The organism is Microbacterium sp. Y832, assembly GCF_057669765.1.
In genome coordinates this window covers 408,080-428,651 of record NZ_JBYHFM010000003.1, presented here as the reverse complement: position 1 = coordinate 428,651, position 20,572 = coordinate 408,080, and the positions used below count along the sequence as shown (strand labels likewise).

The following is a 20,572-nucleotide window of genomic DNA, read 5'->3' as shown; positions in this document are numbered from 1 at the left end:
ATTCCGGGCCGACGGCCACCGCTAAAGTGAGGACGGAAGCGCACGCGAAGGAGAAAGACATGACCGGCACGATTGTTGTGGGTGTTACGGGGGCTCCAGTAACCCGACGGGCCGTTGACTGGGCCATCGCACGCGCGGCAGCGCGCCGGCAGCGCGTTGAGCTCCTCGGCGTCGTCGGCGGCGCCATCGGGGCCGTGGGCGAAGGCAGCGTGCTCCAGGCGGCCGAGGCCGACACCCGCGAGATGCTCGAAGAGGAACGCGATCGCGTGGCGCCATCCGGTGTCGACGTCTCTATCCGCGTCGCGGTCGGTGACCCGGTCTCGACCCTCGTCGAGGCGACCAAATCCGCCGACCTGCTCGTGATCGGCAGCGACTACCGCGGTCCCGGAGACGGACCCAACCGCGGCGTGCACGGCATCCGCGTCGTCGCCGACGCGTCATGCCCCGTCGCCGTCGTGCCCGACCTCGAGCTCGGACAGCGACGCGGTGTCGTCGTCGGCATCGACGGATCGCCCGTGTCCGAAGCCGCCGTCGCCTTCGCCGCCGCGGAAGCCGACCGGCTGGGCCAGCCTCTCATCGCCGTTTGCGCGTGGACGCCGCTCGCGTCACCGCGGAACGCCCTCATGGTGCTGCCCGACGAGTACCGCGCGGGCATGGAGCTGCTCGCGCGCGAGCGGCTCGCCCTCGCTCTGGCGGGCCTGCTGGCACAGTATCCCGGCCTGGTGATCGACGAGCGCATCGTCGAGGGCTTCCCGTCTGACGTGATCAACGATGCGGCCGCCGATGCGCAGATGGCCGTCGTCGGGTCTCGCGGGCGCGGGCCCGTGCGCCGTTTCCTGCTGGGGTCGATCAGCCACGAAGTCCTGCAGCGTCTGGCGACGGTGACGGTGGTCGCCCGCTGACGTAGTTGCACATCCTGTGTCGATCATGAGAATCTGCTCATGTAGTCACGTCGAAGCGGCTGCACAGTAACGGCACTCCCTGCCCGACCCGAGCGGAGTCCACGATGATCGTTCCCGACCTCGTCAATCAAGTCGCCCATGTGCTCAAGCGTCCGGCGGTCCTCGAAGACACGCGCCAGCGCATGGTGGCCTTCAGTCCGCAGGATGACCGGATCGACTCGGTGCGCGAGGCGACGATTCTGCGCCAGCAGGCGGGATCCGACGTCAGCGAATGGCTGCGCCGCATGGGCGCCTTCACGACTGATCTCGCGGTGCACGTGCCTGGTAACGGCGACCTCGGGATGCTGCCGAGGCTTCTCGTGCCCGTGCGCGCCGACGGCGAACGGCTCGGTCACCTGTGGTTCATCGAGGCTCCCGACCAGCTGACGGCCGACCAGGTTTCGGTGGCGTCCGAATTCGCCACCCGCATCGGTCGCGCATGGCGACAGGCCGAGGCGACGGTGCAAGACGGCTCGGCCGAGCGGGCAGACCGATCGATGCGTCTGCTCACCGGCTCGACCAAGATGCGCACGCGCACAGCGCGCGAACTGGTCGGACGCGGTCACACGTGGAATCAGGGCACTGTCCGGGTGCTCGTGCTGTCGTTGCAGGGCACCGAGCGCAAAGCCGAGCCGTCTGAAGCGCTGCGCCGAGAGCTGCGTGCGTCCGCGCTCGGCGCGTTGCGCGGGGTCGGCGGCGCGGGTCTGCACGGAACGATCGGCCAGCAGGGCGTCGTGATCCTGACCGGTGCGGCCGGGGGAGACGATGACGCCGTCGCCGAAACGGCCGAACGATTCCTCTCGATCGCCGAGTCGCGCCTGCCCGAGGTGCCCGGCGCCGGGCCGATCGTCGTCGGCACGGGGAGCCCCGTCGACACGCTCATCCGTGCACGCACGAGCTACCGTGAAGCGCGGCACGCGATCGAACTCGGCGCGGCCTTCGGGCTGCAGGAGCGCGTGCTCGCGTGGTCGAAGCTCGGGATCTACCGCGTGCTGCACACGGCCGCGCAGAACGGCCTGCGCGCCGAGGGGCTGCAGCCCCGGCTCGATGAGCTGCGCACGCAGCGCGACGGCGCCGTGCTGCTGGAGACCCTCGACTGCTACCTCACGACGGGAGGCCAGGTCCAGGAGGCGGCCGCGCGGCTCAATCTGCATCGCAGTTCGCTGTATCACCGGCTCGCCCGCGTCGAGAAGATGCTCGGCACCGATCTTCAGGACGGCGCGCAGCGGCTCAACCTGCACGCGTCGCTTCTGCTGCTGCGTCTGGAGTCCTTCACATTGTGACCCGTCGCCGGCCTCGTCTCCTCGGGCGACATCTGTCGCACGGGATAGTGTCAACTTCGAACGGTCGCTTGATGAGGTCGAGGGCCGCACGACCTATCATTACCCGAGACTGGGCGCCCGTGTCGCGTGCCAGCGGATCCAGGAGTACCCACGTGAGAAGCATCGCCGCCCGGTTCGGGGCGATCGTCAGCACGCTCGCACTCGGTTTGGGGCTCGCCGCGCTGGCCGCGCCGGCCGCAGCGAGTGAGGCCGACGAGGTCACGACCTGGGCCGTCCAGCCCTCCTCTGTGGATGGGCCCGACGGCCGCGACGCCTTCACGTACACCCTGGCGCCGGGCGAGACGGTGACCGACTACATCGGCGTCTCGAACCTCGGCACCGCCCCGCTCTCCCTTCGCGTGTACGCACAGGACGCCGCCATGACGGCGGACGGCGCCTTCACGCTGCCGCCCGCTGACACGGCCTCGACGGATGTCGGCACCTGGGTCGGCTTCAACGGCGACGGCGTCTTCACCGTCGAGCCGGGCACGCGCATCGATGTGCCCTTCCGTCTGACCGTGTCTCCGACGGCCTCGCCGGGTGATCACGCCGGTGGCATCGTCGCATCCGTCGTCGAACTCGCCGGAAGCGGTGACGGCGAGCAGCAGGTCGCCGTCGACCGCCGCGTCGGTGCGCGGGTGTACGTCAACGTTCCGGGCGATCAGCTTCCCGCCGTCGATGTCTCCGATGTCTCGGTCGCGTATTCGGCGTCGCCCATCTTCGCGTCGAGCCCGGCGACGATCTCGTTCGACGTCACGAACACCGGAAACATGCGCGTCGGCGGCACCGCGACGATCCAGATCACGGGGCCCTTCGGACTCTCACTCGACGCGGTGCACGAGATCGAGGTGCCCGACGTGCTGCCGGGAGCGACCGTCACCCTCAGCGCAGAGCTCGACAACGTACCGCCCGCGCTGCTGCTCTTCGCCACCGTGACACTCGAGCCCACGATGGCCGGCGCTGCCGCCGACGTCGACGGCGAGCACTCAGCCACAGGGATCGCCTGGGCCGTGCCGTGGCTGCTGATCGTCGCGCTCATCATCGTCATCGCGATCTTCGTGCTCGTCTGGCTGCGCGGACGACGTCTGCGCCAGCGTCTCGCGGCGGCCGAGGCAGCTGCGGCCGAGGCGACGGCGGCGCGCGAACCCGCTACAGTGCCGGATACCAGCACAACGGATGCCGCGCCCCCGAGCGACCTCGAAGCTTCCGACGCGGCAGAATCACCGCGCGGAAACTGAGCCCTTCCCTCAAACCCGAACAAAAGGAGAAGCAGTAACATGCCACATTCCACCAAATCCACGACGCGACGCCGCGTCGTGGCCGCAGGGATCGCGGTTCCCGCGGTCGCCTGCAGCCTGCTGTTCGCGGCCGTGCCCGCGAACGCCGACACGGCGACGACGCCGACGTTCGTCGACGGGCTGTCGCAGGCGGTCTTCACGACCGACCGCAACGCCTGGATCCGCGAAGAAGCGTGGGTCGAGAGCGAGATCGACTCCGACGGAGACGGCAAGCTCGACCTCATCCACATCGACGTGACGCGCGTGCCCGAGACGGCCAACGGCCTCAAGGTTCCCGTCGTCTTCGAGATCAGCCCGTACTACGCCGGTGGCGGCGCTGTCGAGAACTGGTCAGTCGACCACGAGATCGGCCAGCCGCCGACATCGAAGCCCGGCTTCCCCGCACCGCGGGCGCCCCGCACCAGCCCCAAGATCTCCACGAGCCACGAGTCGACCTGGGTTCCGCGCGGCTTCGCCGTCGTGCACGCCGAGGGCATGGGCTCGGGCTTCTCCGAAGGCTGCCCCACGACGGGCGGTGTCAACGAGACGCTCGCCGGCAAGGCCGTCATCGACTGGCTGAACGGCCGGGCGAAGGGCTACACGAGCATGGACCGCTCGCAGCAGGTCACCGCTGACTGGACCACCGGTTCCGTCGGCATGATGGGCACGTCGTACAACGGCACGCTCCCGACCGCCGTCGCCACGACCGGTGTCGAGGGCCTCGACGCGATCGTCCCGATCGCCGCGATCTCGAACTGGTACGAGTACTACCGTTCGGACGGCGCCGTGCGCGCTCCCGGCGGATACCAGGGTGAAGACGCCGACGTGCTCGCCGACTACGTCCACACGCGTCCTGACCAGGCCACGTGCCAGCCCGTCATCGACCAGATCCGCGCCGAGCAGGACCGCGTCACCGGTGACTACAACGAGTTCTGGGACGAGCGGAACTACCTGAACGACGTCGACAAGATCAAGGCGGCGACGCTCGTGACCCACGGTCTGAACGACCGCAACGTCATGATGACGAACGCTTCCGACCTGTACACGGCGCTCAAGAAGACCGGCACGCCGCACCAGATCTACCTGCACCAGGGCGGCCACTCCAGCACCCTGCCCGCGGACATCGTGAACCGCTGGTTCACCCGCTACCTGTTCAAGCACGAGAACGGCGTCGAGAACATGCCGAAGGCGACCGTGCAGCGCGAAGACCGCGTCAACACGCCTTACTCGAACTGGCCTGACGTGGCTGCCGCCGACGTGACGCTGAACTTCCACGCGGCCGACACCGCCAACGGCGTCGGAACGCTGGACTTCGGCACGGAGCGCGACGCTGTCACCGAGACCCTCGTTGACGACGCCACGCTGCGCACGCAGGCGCTGGCTGCGGCTGCTGAGTCGCCGAACCGTCTCGTCTACCAGACGCGTGAGCTGACGGCTGGCGTGCGCTTCTCGGGCACCCCCCGCGTGTCGCTCGACATGGCGGTCGACCGCGAGAAGGCGAACCTGTCCGCTGCTCTCGTCGAGTACCCGGCGAACGGTGCCGCACCGAAGATCATCACGCGCGGCTGGATGGACGTGCAGAACCGCGAGTCGGCTGCACGCACCGACGCGATCGTCCCCGGTGAGTTCAACCAGTTCACCTTCGCGTTCGAGCCGCACGACTACGTGTTCCCGGCCGGATCGAAGATCGGCGTCGTCGTGACGTCGTCGGACAACGAGTTCACCGTTCGCCCGGCTCCCGGCACCAAGCTGACCGTCGACCCCTCGGGTTCGTCGCTCACGCTGCCGGTCGTCGGTGGCGCGCAGGAGCTCATCGCCCGCCTCGGCGCCAGCGGACCCGGCACCGACCACCAGGTCATCACGACCGAGGTCGAGCAGGGCACGCTCTCGCTCACCGTCACGAGCGACGAGCCCGTCGTTCTCGAGTCGGTCGCCCTCACGGGTGTCGACCAGACCACGACCGGTGCGCTGCACCCCGTTGACGTTCTCGACGGACGCGGCACCGCGGCCGGCTGGGACCTGACGGCACAGATGTCCGACTTCACGAGCGGAACCGGCAGCATCCTGGGTGAAAACCTCGGATGGACGCCCAACGCACGCGCCGCGGTGAGCGACCTGCCCACCGACGGTTCGCAGAACTCGGTCGTCACGCCGGGTGCACCGGCTGCGCCGGGCACCGGTATCGGCGACTCGGCGACGCTCTGCGCCGCCGCCGCCGGTCACAGCGCGGGTTCGTTCACGTGTGGTGCTGACCTCGTGCTCGGCGTGCCGGGCTCGACCCGGGTCGGCACGTACTCGGGTGTTCTGACGCTGACGCTCATCTGAGCATCCGAACGGGTGGTGCGCGGCGGCTCGTCCGCCCGCACCACCCGTTCGCATTTGTGCCGAAGCCCCACCCCACCCCCGACGCGACGGGCGAGAGCACCCGCGCGTCTATGCTGGCCGGATGACCCGTCAGCGCGCCCTCACCCTCGCGCTCCTGTGCGCGGGGGTGCTCGCGATGTCATCCGCCCCCGCAGCATCCGCCGACGACGAAGCGGTCACGGCGTCACGCGTCGTCGTCCTCGCCGCGACGCCCGACGACACCGCGACCCAGGCAGCCGCCGTGCGCGACGCGATGTCACTGCGCGAGCGTGCCGCGACGGTCGTCATGGGGCATATCCCGACGACGGATGCCACGGCGGTGAGTGCCTACCTCGCATCCACCGGCGTCGGCGGTTTCATCCTGATGGGATCGAACATCCCCGCGACCGAGGCCGAGCTGCAGACGCTCACGGCTGCGATGACCATCGACCCTTCGCTGCCGCCCCTGCTGGCCATCGATCAGGAGGGCGGCGATGTCAGCCGTCTGCCGTGGGACGACTTCGCCTCGGCCGCTGCGCTCAAGGACCGGCCGGCCGACGAGACGCGTGACGCCTTCGCGGGCCGCGCAGCACTCGTGCAGCGGGCCGGCATCGGCGTCAACTTCGGGATCGTCGCCGATGTCACGAGCGACCCGGGGATGTTCATCCACCGGCGCGCCCTCGGCACGACGCCTGCCGCGGGCGCCGAGCGGGTCGAGGCAGCCGTCGACGGCGAGAGCGGTGCCGCACTGTCGACACTCAAGCACTTTCCCGGACACGGCGCTGCGCCCGGAGACTCCCACGCGGGCATCCCGTCGACGGGCTTGTCGGCGACGCAGTGGCGTGCCACGGCAGGGGAGCCGTTCGCCGCGGGGATCGACGCGGGCGCCGAACTGCTCATGTTCGGCCACCTCGCCTACACGGCCGTCGACGCCGCACCGGCGACGCTGTCGGCCGAGTGGCACCGCATCGCGCGCGAGGACCTCGGCTTCGATGGTGTCATCATCACCGACGACCTCGGCATGCTGCAGGCTTCGGGAGACCCCGCGTACGCCGACCCGGTCGCGAATGCCGTGACGGCTCTCGCCGCGGGAAACGACATGGTGCTCGCCGTCATGTTCTCGACGGCGGATTCGGCGGCACTCATCATCGACGGCATCGTGACGGCCGTGGAGTCGGGGTCGCTGCCCGCGACACGGTTGGACGATGCCGCAGCCCGCGTGCTCGAGCTGCGATTGACGCTGGCGGCAGACGGGCGCGGCCTGCTGCCGTGCGCGGAGTGCGCGCCGGCGGAGTGATCAGCCCTGCTCGACGGCCTCGAGGAGGCGAGTACGCAGTGCCTGCCCGCGCTCGGCGAAGACACGCTGCGCGCGCACGTACGTCGCCTTGCCCTCGGGCGTTTCGATGGGGACCGGCGCATACCCCCACGCCGAGAGGTCGTACGGTGAGGCCCGCATGTCGAGGGCGCGGATGTCGCGAGCGAGCTCGAACGCGTCGAGCAGCAGGTCACCGGGCACGAGCGGCCCCAGCTTCTGGGACCACTTGTAGAGGTCCATGCCGGCGTGCAGGCATCCGGGCTGTTCGAGGGCTGCCTGCGTCGCGCGCGTGGGCTGCTCCCGGTTGCGCGGCACGGCTGCGGGAGTAAAGAAGCGGAACGCATCGGCGTGCGTGCAGCGCAGCTCGTGCGCCTCGACGACGGCGTCGGTCTCGGCCTGTCCGAGTCGCAGGGGTTCGGGGTGGCGGTGCTCGCCCTGGCGGTAGACCATCGCCCACTCGTGCAGACCGAAGCAGCCGAAGCCCGCCGGCCGAGCCGCGGTCGCGCCGAGGATCGCGACGATGCCGGCGACGAGCGACCCCCTGTCGGCGCGGAACGCGGCCGTATCGACCGTCACCGACCCCGGGGCGGCGCCAACCGCGTACCAGCGCCACGTCGCGCGCGGCTCAGCCGCGGCATCAGCCAGTTCGACACCCGCTCCCGGGTGCCACCGACGCAGCACCGCCGGCTTGTACGAGTAGTACGTGAAGAGGAAGTCCTCGACCGGGTGCCGCTCACCGCGACGCGCGCGCTGCCGGTGGGCGGAAGTCAGTGCGTCGGCGCGCTCTTCATGCCGCGCCTGGGCGCCACGCCACGCGTCGACGTCGAGGACGGTGCGGGATGCGGCGAGGGTGGACACCGTTCGAGGATAGGCGCCGCGCCTCAGGAAGACCCCTCGACGGGCTCGATGAGAGCGGGGGAGTCGTTGCGGACGTTGCCGACGGCGGCGGAGACGACGTAGTCGTCGAGCGTCTCGGCGACGGCCGGTGCGGCATCGATCGCGGCGTCGAGCACATCGCGCACGTTGTCGGTGTCGGTGTCGAGCCACGCGTCGGCGTGATCGGCGTCGACGAACAGCGGCATGCGGTCATGGATCGACCCCAGCCGTCCGATCGAGTCCCGCGTCAGGATCGTGAAGCTCAACAGCCACCGGCTCGGGTCGTCATCCGCCTTCGCCGGGTCTTTCCACCACTCGTAAAGGCCCGCGAAGAAAAGCGGGGAACCGTCTGCCGGGTGGATGTAATGCGGGATCTTCGCGCCGTCGGCGGTCTTCCACTCGAAATAGCCGGATGCCGGCACGACGGCCCGTCGGCGCTGCAGGGCCGTGCGGAACATGGGCTTGTCTTCGAGCTCTTCGGCGCGGGCGTTGAAGGCGCGCGCGCCGATCTTGGGATCTTTCGCCCAGCCCGGCACGAGGCCCCAGCGAGCTGGTTCGAGCCGGCGCGTCGGCGGCTCGGTCTTGGTCGAGTCGAGCACGATTCCGACCGCGCTCGTCGGCGCGATGTTGTACGACGGGGGCGGCAGGTCGTCGCTCTCGACGTCGACGCGCAGGACACCCACGAGTTCCGAGCTGACATTTGCCACGACGAAGCGTCCGCACATGGCGTCAGCCTACGTCGGGGACCCGACATCAGGGTTCGATGACGCCGACCTCTTCGAGCCTTTCGAGCAGTCCCGCCCCGTCGTTGTCAGCGACCCAGGGGATGTCCGCCGCAGAGTGGTCGTTCACGGCGGTGCGACCGCCCGCGAGCACGGCTTCGGCGGGTGTGAGGCGTCGGATGGCGACCGCGACGACATTGCCCGGGTGCTCGCTGGTGAACCTCGTGTACAGGTCATCGTCGTGCTGGCCGTCGTCACCGATCAGGAGCCATCTCACCTGCGGGAACTCCTGAGCGAGTCGCCGCAGGTTCGCCTCTTTGTGGGCCCTGCCGCTGCGGAACCACCGGTCGTGCGTGGGCCCCCAGTCGGTGAGAAGCATCGCGCCCGGAGGGAAGACATGGCGCCGCAGGAACCGCATCAGCGTCGGTGCGATGTTCCATGCGCCCGTCGACAGATACACGACGGGGGCACCGGGGTGATCGCGCACGACCCGCTCCAGCAGCACCGCCATTCCGGGAACCGGCTGGCGCGCGTGCTCGTTGACGACGAAGGAGTTCCATGCCGCGACGAGCGGGCGCGGCAGCGCCGTCACCATGACGGTGTCGTCGACGTCCGAGACGACCCCGAAGCGCACATCCGGCCCCACGATGAACGCGCGCGTCTCGACGGGCTCGCTGCCCTCGACCGACATCGTGAACGTCTGCCATCCCGGTTCGAGGGTCGCTGGCAACCTGGTGTCGATGACTCCGCCGCGATCGGCGACCACTTCGTGGGTGACACCGGCGATCGTCACGCTCACCTGCGCGAAGCCCACGGGCACGGCGGCGAAGCTGCGCCACCCCCGCACCCCGGCATACTCGCCGGGGTTTCGCGGCGCGGCGGGCGGCACGATGAGCACGCGTCCGAGCACACGGATCCACCCGACCCCGCCGTATCCGGGGAACGGCGTGACCGTCGGCGTCAGGCCGCGAGCACGCGCACGACGTTCTCGCCAGGTGTGCACACGGTGCTCGAGCCGAGCGAGCCACATCACCTTCGCGGGCCGGGCGGCCCCGGAGTTCTCGGGCATCCCGTCAGTCTTTCATGTCGTCCGCGCCACCCTGGGACGCATCGGCGTCGACGTCTGCCTCGGGCGAGCCGGTCAGGTGCCGCCGTTCGGAGCGCTCGATGAGCCGTTTGACGATCACGACGGCCACCACGAACACCACGATGACGGCCACGAAGATGTATGCCGCGAAGTGCAACTGATCCGCGAGCGCGCGGTATCCCTCGGCCGCGACGGCCGAGACCGAGATGTACGCGGTCGACCAGATGAGGCAGGCGGGTGTCGTCCAGGCGAGGAAGCGCCGATACGAGAAGTCGCTCATGCCGACGGTGAGCGGCACGAGGGAATGCAGGACGGGCAGGAACCGCGAGATGAAGATCGCAGGCCCGCCACGGCGCTGCAGATAACGCTCCGAGCGCGCCCAGTTCTCACGCCCGATCCACCCGCCCACGCGCGAGTCGCGGATCTTGGGGCCGAGCAGCCGCCCCAGCCAGAACCCGATGCTCTCTCCGACGAGCGCACCCATGACGACGACGAGGACGAGGACAGCGCCCTCGACGAATCCGTCGACCGCCGTACCGGCGACGATCACGATGGTGTCGCCGGGAACGACGAGGCCGACGAGCACGCTCGTCTCCAACATGATCGCGAGGCCGGCGATGAGGGCGCGCACGGCCGGATCCACGCTCTGAACCGTGTCCAGCAGCCACGTCAGGATCTCGTTCACCCCACGAGCCTAAAGCTCCAGCGTCGCCCTAGCCTGGGAACATGTCGCCTTCTCTTTCGCCGGTCGTCCTGCCGCGCTGGATCGACCCGGCGACGGCGTTCGCGCACTTCGAGGCGTCCGCGGAAGAGGTGTTCTGGCTCGATGCGGGCCCCTCCGCCGCGTCGGGGTGGAGCTGGGTCGGCTGCGGCGATTCCGAGCGCGACCCCGCGAGTGTGCGCGCGGTTGTGTGCGGGGGCGCGGGGGAGTCAACCGAAGGCGGTCCGTTCCGCGGAGGGTGGGTCGGCTGGCTGGGGTACGAGGGTGCCGCGCGGAGCGCCGGGGCGGCTGTCTCGGCCGGCGACGGGACGGCGCCCGATGAGGTCTGGCTGCGCGTGCGGCGCTTCGCCGCGTTCGACCACGCCGCGCAGCGGGTGTGGGTCTTTGCGGAACCGGGCGAGAGCACGGCGCTCAGTGACGCGCTCCTTGCGGCCGGCGGTGCTCCCGCTCCCAGCGCACCGCCCGACCTCGGGCCGGCCCGTGCGCGTCATACTCCGCACGGCTATGCGGATCTGATCGAGCGGTGCCGCGACGCGATCCGCACCGGCGATGCGTACCAGCTGTGCCTCACGACGCGGTTCGAGGTCGCCGCATCCGTCGATCCTGGCGACGTCTTCCGCAGGCTGCGCGAGGCGACGCCGGCCCACCACGGCGGCCTCGTCGTCAGCGGCGCCCACGCGCTCGCGAGTGCGAGCCCGGAACGCTTTCTCGACGTGGGCGGGGGCACGGTGCGCACACGGCCCATCAAGGGCACGCGCCCGCGCGGCGGCGATGCCGACGCCGACGCCGCTCTCGCACGCGAGCTGCGCGAGAGCGAGAAGGAGCGCGCGGAGAACGTCATGATCGTCGACCTCATGCGCAACGACCTATCGCGCGTCTGCGAACCGGGATCGGTGGGGGTCGACGCGCTCCTCGAGATCGAGTCGTACCCCGCCGTGCACCAGCTCGTCAGCACCGTGTCCGGCCGGCTGCGCACGGGGACGACGGTGGCAGAGCTGCTCGAGGCGACCTTTCCCGCCGGCAGCATGACCGGGGCGCCCAAGCTCTCGGCGATGCAGATCCTCCACGAGCTCGAGAACGCGCCGCGCGGCGTCTTCTCGGGGGCATTCGGCTGGATCGGAGTCGACGGGTCCCTCGACCTCGCGATGGTCATCCGCTCGATCGTCGTGCACCCCGGCGGTGCCTATGTCGGGGCCGGCGGAGGCATCACCTGGCGATCGGATGCCGGCGCCGAAGTCGCCGAGGTCGGGATCAAGGCACGGGGTCCCCTCGCCGCTCTGGGGGCGCATCTGCCGCACGGGTGGTGACTCGGGCGGTCCGCTAATCTGGAGGGTGGCGCCCTCGCGCCCCGCCCGGCATTCCATGATTGGTGTTTCTCTGTGAGCCAGACCCTGCCCCCCGACTCCCCGGCCGACGGCAGCGCCTACGACCCGCACGCCGTCCAGCGCAAGTGGCAGGCGCGGTGGGAGGCGCAGGATCCGTTCCGCGCAGGCGGCGAAGAGGACACGAGGCCGCGCAAGTATGTGCTCGCGATGTTCCCCTATCCGTCCGGCGACCTGCACATGGGTCACGCAGAGAACTACCTCTACTCGGACATCGTCGCCCGTTCGTGGCGTCACCGCGGCTACAACGTGCTCAACCCCATCGGGTGGGACTCGTTCGGTCTGCCTGCCGAGAACGCCGCGATCAAGCGCGGCGCCGACCCGCGCGAGTGGACGTATGCCAACATCGCGCAGCAGAAGGCCGGGTTCCACGCCTACGGGGTGTCGTTCGACTGGAATCGCGTGCTGCACACGAGCGATCCCGACTACTACCGCTGGAACCAGTGGCTCTTCCAGCTTCTGCACGAGAAGGGCCTCGCGTACCGCAAGCAGAGCCCCGTCAACTGGTGCCCCAACGACCAGACGGTGCTCGCGAACGAGCAGGTCGTCGACGGCCGATGCGAGCGCTGCGGCGCCGAGGTCATCAAGAAGAAGCTGACGCAGTGGTACTTCAAGATCACCGACTACGCCGACCGCCTGCTCGATGATCTGAACCAGCTCGAAGGGTTCTGGCCGCACAAGGTGCTGCAGATGCAGCGCAACTGGATCGGCCGTTCGGTCGGCACCGACATCGAGTTCGAGATCGAGGGGCGCGACGAGCGCGTCACGGTCTTCACGACGCGCCCCGACACTCTTTACGGCGCGACGTTCTTCGTCGTCGCCCCCGACAGCGACCTGGCTGCCGAGCTCGTCGCCGACGCCGATCCCGACGTGCGCATGCGCTTCGCGGACTATCTGACCACGGTGCAGAAGCAGACCGACATCGAGCGCCAGAGCACCGACCGCCCCAAGACGGGCGTCTTCCTCGGCCGCTACGCCATCAATCCCATCAACGGCGAGCGGCTGCCGATCTGGGCTGCCGACTACGTCCTGGCCGACTACGGTCACGGCGCGGTGATGGCCGTTCCCGCGCACGACCAGCGCGACCTCGATTTCGCGCGCGCCTTCGATCTGCCGGTGCGCGTCGTCGTCGATACGACCGCCCCCGTGACGGGCGCGATCCCCGTGATCGAACTCGACGACGAGGGTGTGCCGATCGATCCGGGCACGGATGCGGCATCCCTCGAGGACCCGGCACAGACCGGCGTCGCGCTCACGGGCGAGGGTCGCCTCATCAACTCCGGCTCTCTCGACGGCATGTCCAAGCGCAACGCCATCGCGCGCATCACAGAGGAGCTCGAGGCGAAGGGTCTCGGAAGAGCGACGAAGTCGTACCGCCTGCGTGACTGGCTCATCTCGCGCCAGCGCTTCTGGGGCACCCCGATCCCGATGGTGCACACCGCCGACGGTCGCATCGAGCCTGTTCCCGCCGACCAGCTGCCGCTCGTCCTGCCCGACGCGCACGGTCTGGATCTGTCGCCCAAGGGCACCTCGCCCCTCGGCGGCGCGACGGAATGGATGCAGACGGTCGACCCCGTGACCGGGGAGCCGGCGCTGCGCGACCCCGACACGATGGACACCTTCGTCGACAGCTCGTGGTACTTCCTGCGCTTCCTCAACCCCGGCGACCCCGACCAGGCGTTCTCACGCGATCAGGCCGATCGCTGGGCGCCTGTGGACTTCTACATCGGCGGTGTGGAGCATGCGATCCTGCACCTGCTGTACGCCAGGTTCATCACGAAGGTGCTCTTCGACTTCGGCTACATCGACTTCACCGAGCCGTTCTCGTCGCTCATCAACCAGGGCATGGTGATCCTGGGCGGTTCGAAGATGTCCAAGAGCAAGGGCAACCTCGTGCTCTTCTCGGACGAGCTCGAGGCGCACGGCGCCGACGCCCTGCGCGTCGCGCTGGCATTCGCCGGGCCCGTCGAAGACGACAAGGACTGGGACGACGTCTCGACCACCGGCGCCGCCAAGTTCCTGGCGCGCGCGTGGCGCGTCGCGCACGACGTCACGAGCGCCCCGGATGTCGTGTGGGCCGACGGCGACGCTGCGCTGCGCCGCGTCACCCACCGCCTGCTGTCGGACGCGCCGGGGCTCATCGAGCAGACGAAGTTCAACGTCGTCGTCGCACGGCTCATGGAACTCGTCAACGCGACGCGGAAGACGATCGACTCGGGCGCCGGCGGTGCCGACCCCGCCGTCCGGGAGGCCGCCGAGGCGACGGCCATGATCCTCGACCTCTTCGCGCCGCACACGGCCGAGGAGATGTGGGAGATGCTGGGCCACAGCTCGTTCGTCGGCCTCGTGCCGTGGCGTCAGGCCGACCCGGCGCTTCTCGTGGAGGACTCTGTGACGGCCGTCGTGCAGATCGATGGCAAGGTGCGCGCGACGCTCGACGTGCCCGCGCGTATCTCTGCCGACGACCTGGAGGCGCTCGCACGCGGTGACGAGCGCGTGCTGCGCTCGCTCGGCGATCGCGAGATCGTCCGGGCCATCGTGCGCGCACCGAAGGTCGTGAGCTTCAGCACGCGCTGAGCGACTCCTCCACAGACGGGCACCTCGTCCGCGAGCGCACGGCCTGCCGTGCTCGGGACAACGGGCGCGCTCACGCGGCCTAGCGTAGCCGGGTGACCACGGCCGAGGACCCGCCCGCGACGCGGCGCCGCCTCGGCGTGGGCGCCGCGGTCGTGCTCGTCATCGTCGCGCTGGCGGTCACGGTCGGGATCGGAGTGGTCCGCGGTGCTGCCGCGCCGGTCGAGTCGGTGACGTTCGACGAGGCGGCGGATGCACCGCGGGATGCAGCGGGGGTGCAGCTGTCCGACCTCTATGCGCACGTGTCGGGCGCGGTCGCCACTCCGGGGCTCTATGTCCTGCCGCAGGGGGCCCGGGTCGTCGATGCGATCGCCGCAGCGGGCGGCTTCACCGACACGGCGGCGCGCGACGCCGTCAACCTCGCGCGGCCGCTCAGCGACGGCGAACAGATCGTGGTGCCGCAGGAGGGCGACGACGTCGCGGCGCCCGGTGTCGCGCCCGTGACCGACGGCCGCGTCAACCTCAACGTGGCGGATGCGGCCGCGCTCGAGACGCTGCCGCGCGTGGGTCCGGCCATCGCACAGCGCATCATCGATTGGCGCGACCAGCACGGTCGGTTCACGAGCGTCGACGACCTGCTGGCTGTTCCCGGAATCGGCGACAAGATGCTCGCGGCGCTGCGTGATCTCGTGACCGTCTGAGCGCGTAGGCTCGATTCCCATGGCCCTCGGTGCGACGATCCACACGTTCGATGTGCAACTCGCCGACGTCGACCGCGGGGTGTATGAAGATCTCATGCTGCGCGTCGCTCGGCACCCGTCCGAGACCGATGCGTTCATGATGACGCGCGTGCTCGCCTACTGTCTCGAGCACGAAGAGGGCATCTCGTTCAGCGAGGGCGTCTCAGCGACCGATGAGCCCGCCGTGCTCGTTCGCGATCTCACGAACCGCGTCACGGCGTGGATCGAAGTGGGGTCGCCCGACGCGGCGCGGCTGCACCACGGCAGCAAACTCGCCGATCGCACGGTCGTCTACACCCACCGTGATCCCGCGAAGGTGATCGCGACATGGTCGGGCAAACGCATCCACCGGTCCGACGAGATCCCCGTGCGCAGCTTCGATCCCGGCTTCGTCGAGTCGCTCACCCCGGCGATCCAGAGGCGAAACACCGCGACGCTCTCGGTCACCGAGGGGCACCTCTACCTCGAGCTCAACGGCGCGGCGTTCAACTCGCCGATCCACGAGCACGCGATCGGCTGACTCGGCTCCTCCCCACCGCCGCTGACCGGCGACCTCGGCACGGATCACGGATGCCGCCCCGACGCCCCGTATGCCGCTGCGTAGCGTCGAGGCGTGGCGGAGGACGGTCGGCTCGGACGGCGCCTCCGGCTGCTTCCTGCCGCCGGGGTGGCGTGGGCGACAGCGGCCGGGACGACAGCCGCCCCCGACACCGCTGCCGCCACAGCGGGCCTGCTGTGGATCGCCTCACTGACGGCCGTGGTGGTGCTGTCGGTCCGGTCTCGGTCGGCGCGACGAGATGGCCTCCACGGCGCCGCCGTCGTGCTGGTCGTGGCGCTGGCGGCCGGGGGCGCCGCGGCATCCCACGTCGCGGTCGCGCACGGCCCGCGCGAAGCCCTCGCGGCACTGACCGTCGACGGCGGCCGCTCGATCGACCTGCGGGCGAGCGTCATCGGCAAGGTCGAACGCCGCGCCGACGACACGCTCGCCTTCGACGCGCGTGTGAGCGCTGTGCGCATCGGATCGGCCGAGCACCGCGTCACTGGGGAGATCGTCGTGCGCGTCGCGCCCGGCGACATCGACGCGCGTCGCGGCGACCTCGATGTCGGGGCCGAGGTGATCGCGCGCGGCACAGCGCGACGATCGGATCCCGGCGAGCGTTCCGTGCTCGATGTGAGGGCGGGCCGGGGCGTGACGGTCATAGCACCCGCGCGGAGCATCCTCGGTGTGTCCGCCGACCTGCGGCAGGGGCTCGTACGTGCCGTCGCGGGCCTGCCGGAACCAGGGGCGGGACTCATTCCCGGGCTGTCCGTCGGCGACACCTCCGCCGTCTCCGGCGACCTCGATGAGGCGATGAAGCGCTCCTCGCTGTCACACCTGACCGCCGTCTCGGGTGCGAACTGCGCGCTCGTCGTGGGGATCGCATTCTTCGCCGCGGCTGCCCTCGGGGCCGGTCGCACAGCACGCGTCGTCGCGGGGCTCGGTGCGCTCGCGGGGTTCGTGATCCTCGTCACCCCCGAGCCGAGCGTCGTGCGCGCCGCGACGATGGCCGCGATCGCCATGGTCGGGCTGCTGCTCGGGCGCGCCGGGGCGGGGGTGAGCGTGCTGAGCCTCGCCGTCACGGTGCTGCTCGTCGCCGACCCGTGGCTCGCGCATTCGCTCGGCTTCGCGCTGTCGGCTGCAGCGACCGGCTCGCTGCTCGTCTTCGCGCGTCCGCTCGCCGAGGGACTCGCCCGGCATCTGCCACGGGCCCTGGCGCTCATGCTCGCCGTACCGCTGGCGGCACAGCTGGCGTGCGGACCGCTCCTCGTACTGATCCAGCCGAGCGTGCCGCTGTACGGCGTGCTCGCCAACCTGCTCGCGGCGCCCGCGGCACCCGCTGGCACCGTGATCGGTCTCGCGGCCTGCCTCGCCGCACCGCTGCCCCGGCTGCAGCACGGCCTCGCGGCGATCGCGTGGGTGCCCGCGGCATGGATCGCGGCAACCGCCCATACGGCGACGGCGCTGCCGGGCGACCTCGTGCCGTGGGCCGAGGGTCTCGCGGGGGCGGTGCTTCTCGGCGCGACGGGGGCCGCGCTCGGCATCGTCGTGGGCCTGCGCCCGGGCCGAGGCCGTCGTCGCGCTCTGCGCGTGGCATCCGGCGCGCTGGTCGCGATCGTCGTCGGGGTCGTGGCGGGCAGTACCGCGACCGCGACGGTCGCAGGCGGGTGGACCCTGCCGGGGAACTGGCGCGTCCTCGTGTGCGATGTCGGGCAAGGAGACGCCGTGCTCGTGCGATCGGGCGCGGCGGTTGCACTCATCGACACCGGCCCCGAGCCTGAACCGCTCGAGGCGTGCCTCGCGCGCGTCGGCGTCGCACGCATCGACCTGCTCGTGCTGACGCATTTCGACCTCGACCACGTCGGCGGAGTGGAGGCCGTGCGCGGACGCGTCGGGGCCGTGCTGCATGGGCCCGCCGCCTCCGCCGCCGATGAGCGACTTGTCGCCGAGCTCGCTCGACAGGGCGCCGACACCGTATCGGCGACAGCGGGAATGCGGGGGAGGCTCGGGTCCGCCCGGTGGCGTGTGCTGTGGCCGCGCGCGGACAGCCTCGCGTTTCCGCACGGCAACGATGCGAGCGTCGTGGTGGACATCGGCGGGGGAGACGTTCCCCGAACACTCTTGCTAGGCGATCTGTCAGCGACGGCGCAGGCGGCGCTCGCCGCGTCCGCTCCGCTTGCTCCGCCGTACGCACTGGTCAAAGTCGCACACCACGGCAGTGCCGACCAGCACGTCGCCCTCTACGCCCACGCCGACCCCGCCGTCGCGCTCGTGACGGTCGGCGAGAACCGGTACGGGCACCCGCGCCGCGAGATCCTCGATGCCCTCACCGTGATGGGCGGGTCGATCGCGCGAACCGACACCGAGGGGATGATCGCGCTGTCGGTGCGCGATGGAGGCCTGCAGGTCTGGAGGGAGCGCGGCTGAATGCGGTCGGTACCGATCGGTAGGCTGATCTCATGGCTGCCGCACCCCGACGATCGACCGGATCGTCGAGTCGAGCGGCGAAATCGGTCATCCCCCAGGTGTCGTGGCGCGCGCCGCAGCCGGCACCGATCGTGCTCATCTCAGGCCCCGAAGAAGTCTGCGCCGAGCGAGCGATCGCCGGCATCCGCGAGTTCCTGCGGGCAGAGGACCCCAGCCTCGAGGTATCCGACCTGCGCGCCGACGACTACACGTCGGGGTCGCTCCTGGGCATGACGTCGCCGTCTCTCTTCGGCGAGCCGCGCCTCGTGCGCGTCTCGGGCGTCGAGAAGTGCTCCGACACCTTCCTCACCGAGGCGATCGCCTACCTCAACGGCCCGCAAGACGGCGCGACGGTCGTGCTGCGGCACACCGGCGCGAGCGTGCGCGGCAAGAAGCTGCTCGACGCGATCCGGGCAGGCACCGGGGGCGGCATCGAGATCGCCTGCCCCGCCATCAAGCGCGACTCCGACCGGTTCGACTTCGCAGCGGGCGAGTTCGCCGCCGCCCGCAAACGCATCGCGCCGACGGCTCTGCGTACGCTCGTCTCGGCCTTCGCCGACGATGTGACCGAGCTCGCCGCCGCGTGCCAGCAGCTGATCTCCGACGTGCCCGGCGACATCACAGACCAGGTCGTCGAGCGCTATTACGGCGGCCGCGTCGAGACCTCGGCCTTCACGGTGGCCGACACAGCGATCGCCGGCCGTTACGGTGACGCCCTCATCGCGCTCCGCCATGCGCTGGCCTCCGGCGCAGACCCGGTTCCCCTCGTCGCCGCCATCGCCTCGAAGCTGCGCACCATGGCACGCGTCGCGGGTCACCGCGAATCGTCATCGGCGATCGCGGCCCGCTTGGGGCTCAAGGACTGGCAGGTCGACCGGGCCCGCCGCGACCTGACGGGGTGGAACGAGACGACGCTCGGGATGGCGATCCAGGCCGCCGCGCGCGCCGACCTCGAAGTCAAGGGCGGCTCGCGCGATCCCGTGTTCGCGCTCGAGCGCCTCATCACCGTCATCGCGACGCGCGCGCCCTTCGGCGCCTGATCAGCGTCCGGCAGCCGGGAACGCGAAAGGCCCGCCCCCGAAGGGACGGGCCTGAAGTATTGCGGCTCAGAGAGCGGCGACCTGCTTCGCGATGGCCGACTTGCGGTTCGCGGCCTGGTTCTCGTGGAGGACGCCCTTGCTGACGGCCTTGTCAAGCTTCTTCGTCGCCTGCTTGAGCGCCTTCTCGGCGGCAGCCTTGTCGCCCGTGGCGACGGCGTCGCGCGTGTTGCGGATGACGGTCCGCAGCTCGCTCTTGACGGTCTTGTTGCGCTCGCGCGCCTTCTCGTTGGTCTTGTTGCGCTTGATCTGCGACTTGATGTTCGCCACGTTCGACGTCTTTCGTTCGGAGTGAATTCGATGGAAGTGCCGGGCGCCGGGAGAGGGCCGTCGCATCGGCGGTCGTGAGGGCAGAACCCACACGCAAGCCAATCACCGAGTCTATCAGTTCTCGTGCACTGCCTGTTCCCTCGCATCCAGCGTCGCGATCGCGAGATCGAGCACGGCGTTGAAGACACGCGGGCGCATCGCCGTCACGAGGTGCGAGGTGCGCGGCACGACGATGAGCTCGGCGTGCGGGGCGACCCTCATGAAGAGCCGCTCATTGGCCCGAAGCTGGTCGTACTGCCCGTTCACGAACCACAGCGGCACATCGATGCGCGCGAGGGCCGCGAGCAGATCCAGCACCGACAGGCTGCGCAGCGCGACATCCTGTGCGTCGAAGGCATAGCCGCCCGCACCGAAGTCTGCGCGCGTTTCGACCGGAAGGGTCGAGGCGAGCCAGCGGTTGCTGAGCCACATTCCCCGGTCGGGAAGGGCATCGAAGCGCCGCGCGAGGAACCGGTACGCCGCGAGCCCCACACCCCGCGGAACCGTCGTGCAGGATGCCGCGATGAAGCCCGCGATCGGGGGGCGCTGCTCGGACCCCGCATACGCGGTCGACAGCAGGCCACCCATCGAATGCCCCACGAGCAGCACGGCGCCGCGTGTCGCGGCGTCCCTCACGGCGCCATCGATCGTGGCGAGCGCTTCGCCCAGGTCGAACACCTCGGAGCGCCGGGCGCCATGACCGGGCAGATCGACGACCGTCGCAGCGAGTCCGCGCTCCTGGAGATGCGCGACCTGTGCGCGCCACATGGTGGCGGACGTGCGGATCCCGTGCACGAACACGACCTCGACCACCATGGTCACCAGGCTAGACCGCCTCACCCGCGCCCGCCGGGTAGGATCG

17 protein-coding genes are annotated in these 20,572 nt (G+C 70.2%); 11 read left to right on the top strand and 6 right to left on the bottom strand.

Going from position 1 to position 20,572, the window contains the following annotated elements:
* The first annotated feature begins 59 nt into the window (after positions 1 to 59).
* The 5 genes from AC25YV_RS07705 (at position 60) to AC25YV_RS07685 (ending at position 7,180) form a co-directional block, all read left to right on the top strand.
* Positions 60 to 902: a universal stress protein gene (locus AC25YV_RS07705; protein WP_488123246.1), complete on the top strand. Its 843-nt coding sequence runs from the start codon at positions 60 to 62 to the stop codon at positions 900 to 902.
* A 104-nt stretch (positions 903 to 1,006) separates the two neighbouring features.
* Positions 1,007 to 2,224, top strand: coding sequence for a PucR family transcriptional regulator (locus AC25YV_RS07700; RefSeq protein ID WP_488123245.1), 1,218 nt, complete (start codon positions 1,007 to 1,009; stop codon positions 2,222 to 2,224).
* Positions 2,225 to 2,376: 152 nt separating this feature from the next.
* Positions 2,377 to 3,501, top strand: coding sequence for a COG1470 family protein (locus tag AC25YV_RS07695; RefSeq protein ID WP_488123244.1), 1,125 nt, complete (start codon positions 2,377 to 2,379; stop codon positions 3,499 to 3,501).
* A 39-nt stretch (positions 3,502 to 3,540) separates the two neighbouring features.
* Positions 3,541 to 5,865, top strand: a complete 2,325-nt coding sequence (locus AC25YV_RS07690; RefSeq protein ID WP_488123243.1) for a Xaa-Pro dipeptidyl-peptidase — start codon at positions 3,541 to 3,543, stop codon at positions 5,863 to 5,865.
* A 121-nt stretch (positions 5,866 to 5,986) separates the two neighbouring features.
* The gene (locus AC25YV_RS07685) at positions 5,987 to 7,180 is read left to right on the top strand and encodes a glycoside hydrolase family 3 N-terminal domain-containing protein (protein ID WP_488123242.1); all 1,194 of its coding nucleotides are present in this window, start codon (positions 5,987 to 5,989) and stop codon (positions 7,178 to 7,180) included.
* On the opposite strand, the gene AC25YV_RS07680 is transcribed toward AC25YV_RS07685, so the two are convergent.
* Genes AC25YV_RS07680 through AC25YV_RS07665 form a run of 4 tightly spaced genes read right to left on the bottom strand, consistent with a single transcriptional unit; the run spans position 7,181 to position 10,568 of the window.
* Positions 7,181 to 8,056, bottom strand: a complete 876-nt coding sequence (locus AC25YV_RS07680) for a 3-methyladenine DNA glycosylase (RefSeq protein ID WP_488123241.1) — start codon at positions 8,054 to 8,056, stop codon at positions 7,181 to 7,183.
* Positions 8,057 to 8,079: 23 nt separating this feature from the next.
* Complete coding sequence (locus AC25YV_RS07675; RefSeq protein ID WP_488123240.1) at positions 8,080 to 8,799, bottom strand: SOS response-associated peptidase; 720 nt, start codon at positions 8,797 to 8,799, stop codon at positions 8,080 to 8,082.
* A gap of 28 nt (positions 8,800 to 8,827) precedes the next feature.
* Positions 8,828 to 9,865 (bottom strand): App1 family protein phosphatidate phosphatase, encoded by a 1,038-nt coding sequence (locus AC25YV_RS07670; RefSeq protein WP_488123239.1) that lies wholly within the window; start codon positions 9,863 to 9,865, stop codon positions 8,828 to 8,830.
* Positions 9,866 to 9,869: 4 nt separating this feature from the next.
* A complete protein-coding gene (locus AC25YV_RS07665; protein WP_488123238.1) occupies positions 9,870 to 10,568 on the bottom strand; it encodes a DedA family protein in 699 nt (232 codons plus the stop codon).
* Positions 10,569 to 10,609: 41 nt separating this feature from the next.
* Here AC25YV_RS07665 and pabB point away from each other — a divergent pair, with 41 nt between their 5' ends.
* From pabB to holA, 6 genes are all read left to right on the top strand, one after another.
* On the top strand, positions 10,610 to 11,911 hold the full coding sequence (pabB, locus tag AC25YV_RS07660) for an aminodeoxychorismate synthase component I (RefSeq protein WP_488123237.1): 1,302 nt from the start codon (positions 10,610 to 10,612) through the stop codon (positions 11,909 to 11,911).
* Positions 11,912 to 11,983: 72 nt separating this feature from the next.
* Entirely contained in the window at positions 11,984 to 14,563 is a 2,580-nt protein-coding gene (gene leuS / locus AC25YV_RS07655) for a leucine--tRNA ligase (RefSeq protein ID WP_488123236.1), read from the top strand.
* A 92-nt stretch (positions 14,564 to 14,655) separates the two neighbouring features.
* Complete coding sequence (locus AC25YV_RS07650) at positions 14,656 to 15,261, top strand: helix-hairpin-helix domain-containing protein (RefSeq protein WP_488123235.1); 606 nt, start codon at positions 14,656 to 14,658, stop codon at positions 15,259 to 15,261.
* Positions 15,262 to 15,280: 19 nt separating this feature from the next.
* Positions 15,281 to 15,820, top strand: coding sequence for a YaeQ family protein (locus AC25YV_RS07645; protein ID WP_488123234.1), 540 nt, complete (start codon positions 15,281 to 15,283; stop codon positions 15,818 to 15,820).
* 93 nt (positions 15,821 to 15,913) lie between these two features.
* Positions 15,914 to 18,265: a ComEC/Rec2 family competence protein gene (locus tag AC25YV_RS07640; RefSeq protein ID WP_488123233.1), complete on the top strand. Its 2,352-nt coding sequence runs from the start codon at positions 15,914 to 15,916 to the stop codon at positions 18,263 to 18,265.
* A gap of 32 nt (positions 18,266 to 18,297) precedes the next feature.
* Entirely contained in the window at positions 18,298 to 19,344 is a 1,047-nt protein-coding gene (gene holA / locus AC25YV_RS07635; RefSeq protein WP_488123232.1) for a DNA polymerase III subunit delta, read from the top strand.
* Between the two features lie 66 nt (positions 19,345 to 19,410).
* On the opposite strand, the gene rpsT is transcribed toward holA, so the two are convergent.
* Both rpsT and AC25YV_RS07625 read right to left on the bottom strand, forming a co-directional pair.
* A complete protein-coding gene (gene rpsT / locus AC25YV_RS07630) occupies positions 19,411 to 19,671 on the bottom strand; it encodes a 30S ribosomal protein S20 (protein WP_488123231.1) in 261 nt (86 codons plus the stop codon).
* Between the two features lie 114 nt (positions 19,672 to 19,785).
* Positions 19,786 to 20,526 carry an alpha/beta hydrolase gene (locus AC25YV_RS07625; RefSeq protein WP_488123230.1) on the bottom strand — a complete coding sequence of 247 codons (741 nt, stop codon included), beginning with the start codon at positions 20,524 to 20,526 and terminating at the stop codon, positions 19,786 to 19,788.
* Between the last annotated feature and the right edge of the window lie 46 nt (positions 20,527 to 20,572).

Coding starts and splice junctions, on each gene's coding strand:
- AC25YV_RS07705 (WP_488123246.1), top strand. CDS start 60: ATGACCGGCACGATTGTTGTGGGTGTTACGGGGGCTCCAGTAACCCGA.
- AC25YV_RS07700 (WP_488123245.1), top strand. CDS start 1,007: ATGATCGTTCCCGACCTCGTCAATCAAGTCGCCCATGTGCTCAAGCGT.
- AC25YV_RS07690 (WP_488123243.1), top strand. CDS start 3,541: ATGCCACATTCCACCAAATCCACGACGCGACGCCGCGTCGTGGCCGCA.
- AC25YV_RS07685 (WP_488123242.1), top strand. CDS start 5,987: ATGACCCGTCAGCGCGCCCTCACCCTCGCGCTCCTGTGCGCGGGGGTG.
- AC25YV_RS07675 (WP_488123240.1), bottom strand. CDS start 8,799: ATGTGCGGACGCTTCGTCGTGGCAAATGTCAGCTCGGAACTCGTGGGT.
- AC25YV_RS07670 (WP_488123239.1), bottom strand. CDS start 9,865: ATGCCCGAGAACTCCGGGGCCGCCCGGCCCGCGAAGGTGATGTGGCTC.
- pabB (WP_488123237.1), top strand. CDS start 10,610: ATGTCGCCTTCTCTTTCGCCGGTCGTCCTGCCGCGCTGGATCGACCCG.
- AC25YV_RS07645 (WP_488123234.1), top strand. CDS start 15,281: ATGGCCCTCGGTGCGACGATCCACACGTTCGATGTGCAACTCGCCGAC.
- holA (WP_488123232.1), top strand. CDS start 18,298: ATGGCTGCCGCACCCCGACGATCGACCGGATCGTCGAGTCGAGCGGCG.
- AC25YV_RS07625 (WP_488123230.1), bottom strand. CDS start 20,526: ATGGTGGTCGAGGTCGTGTTCGTGCACGGGATCCGCACGTCCGCCACC.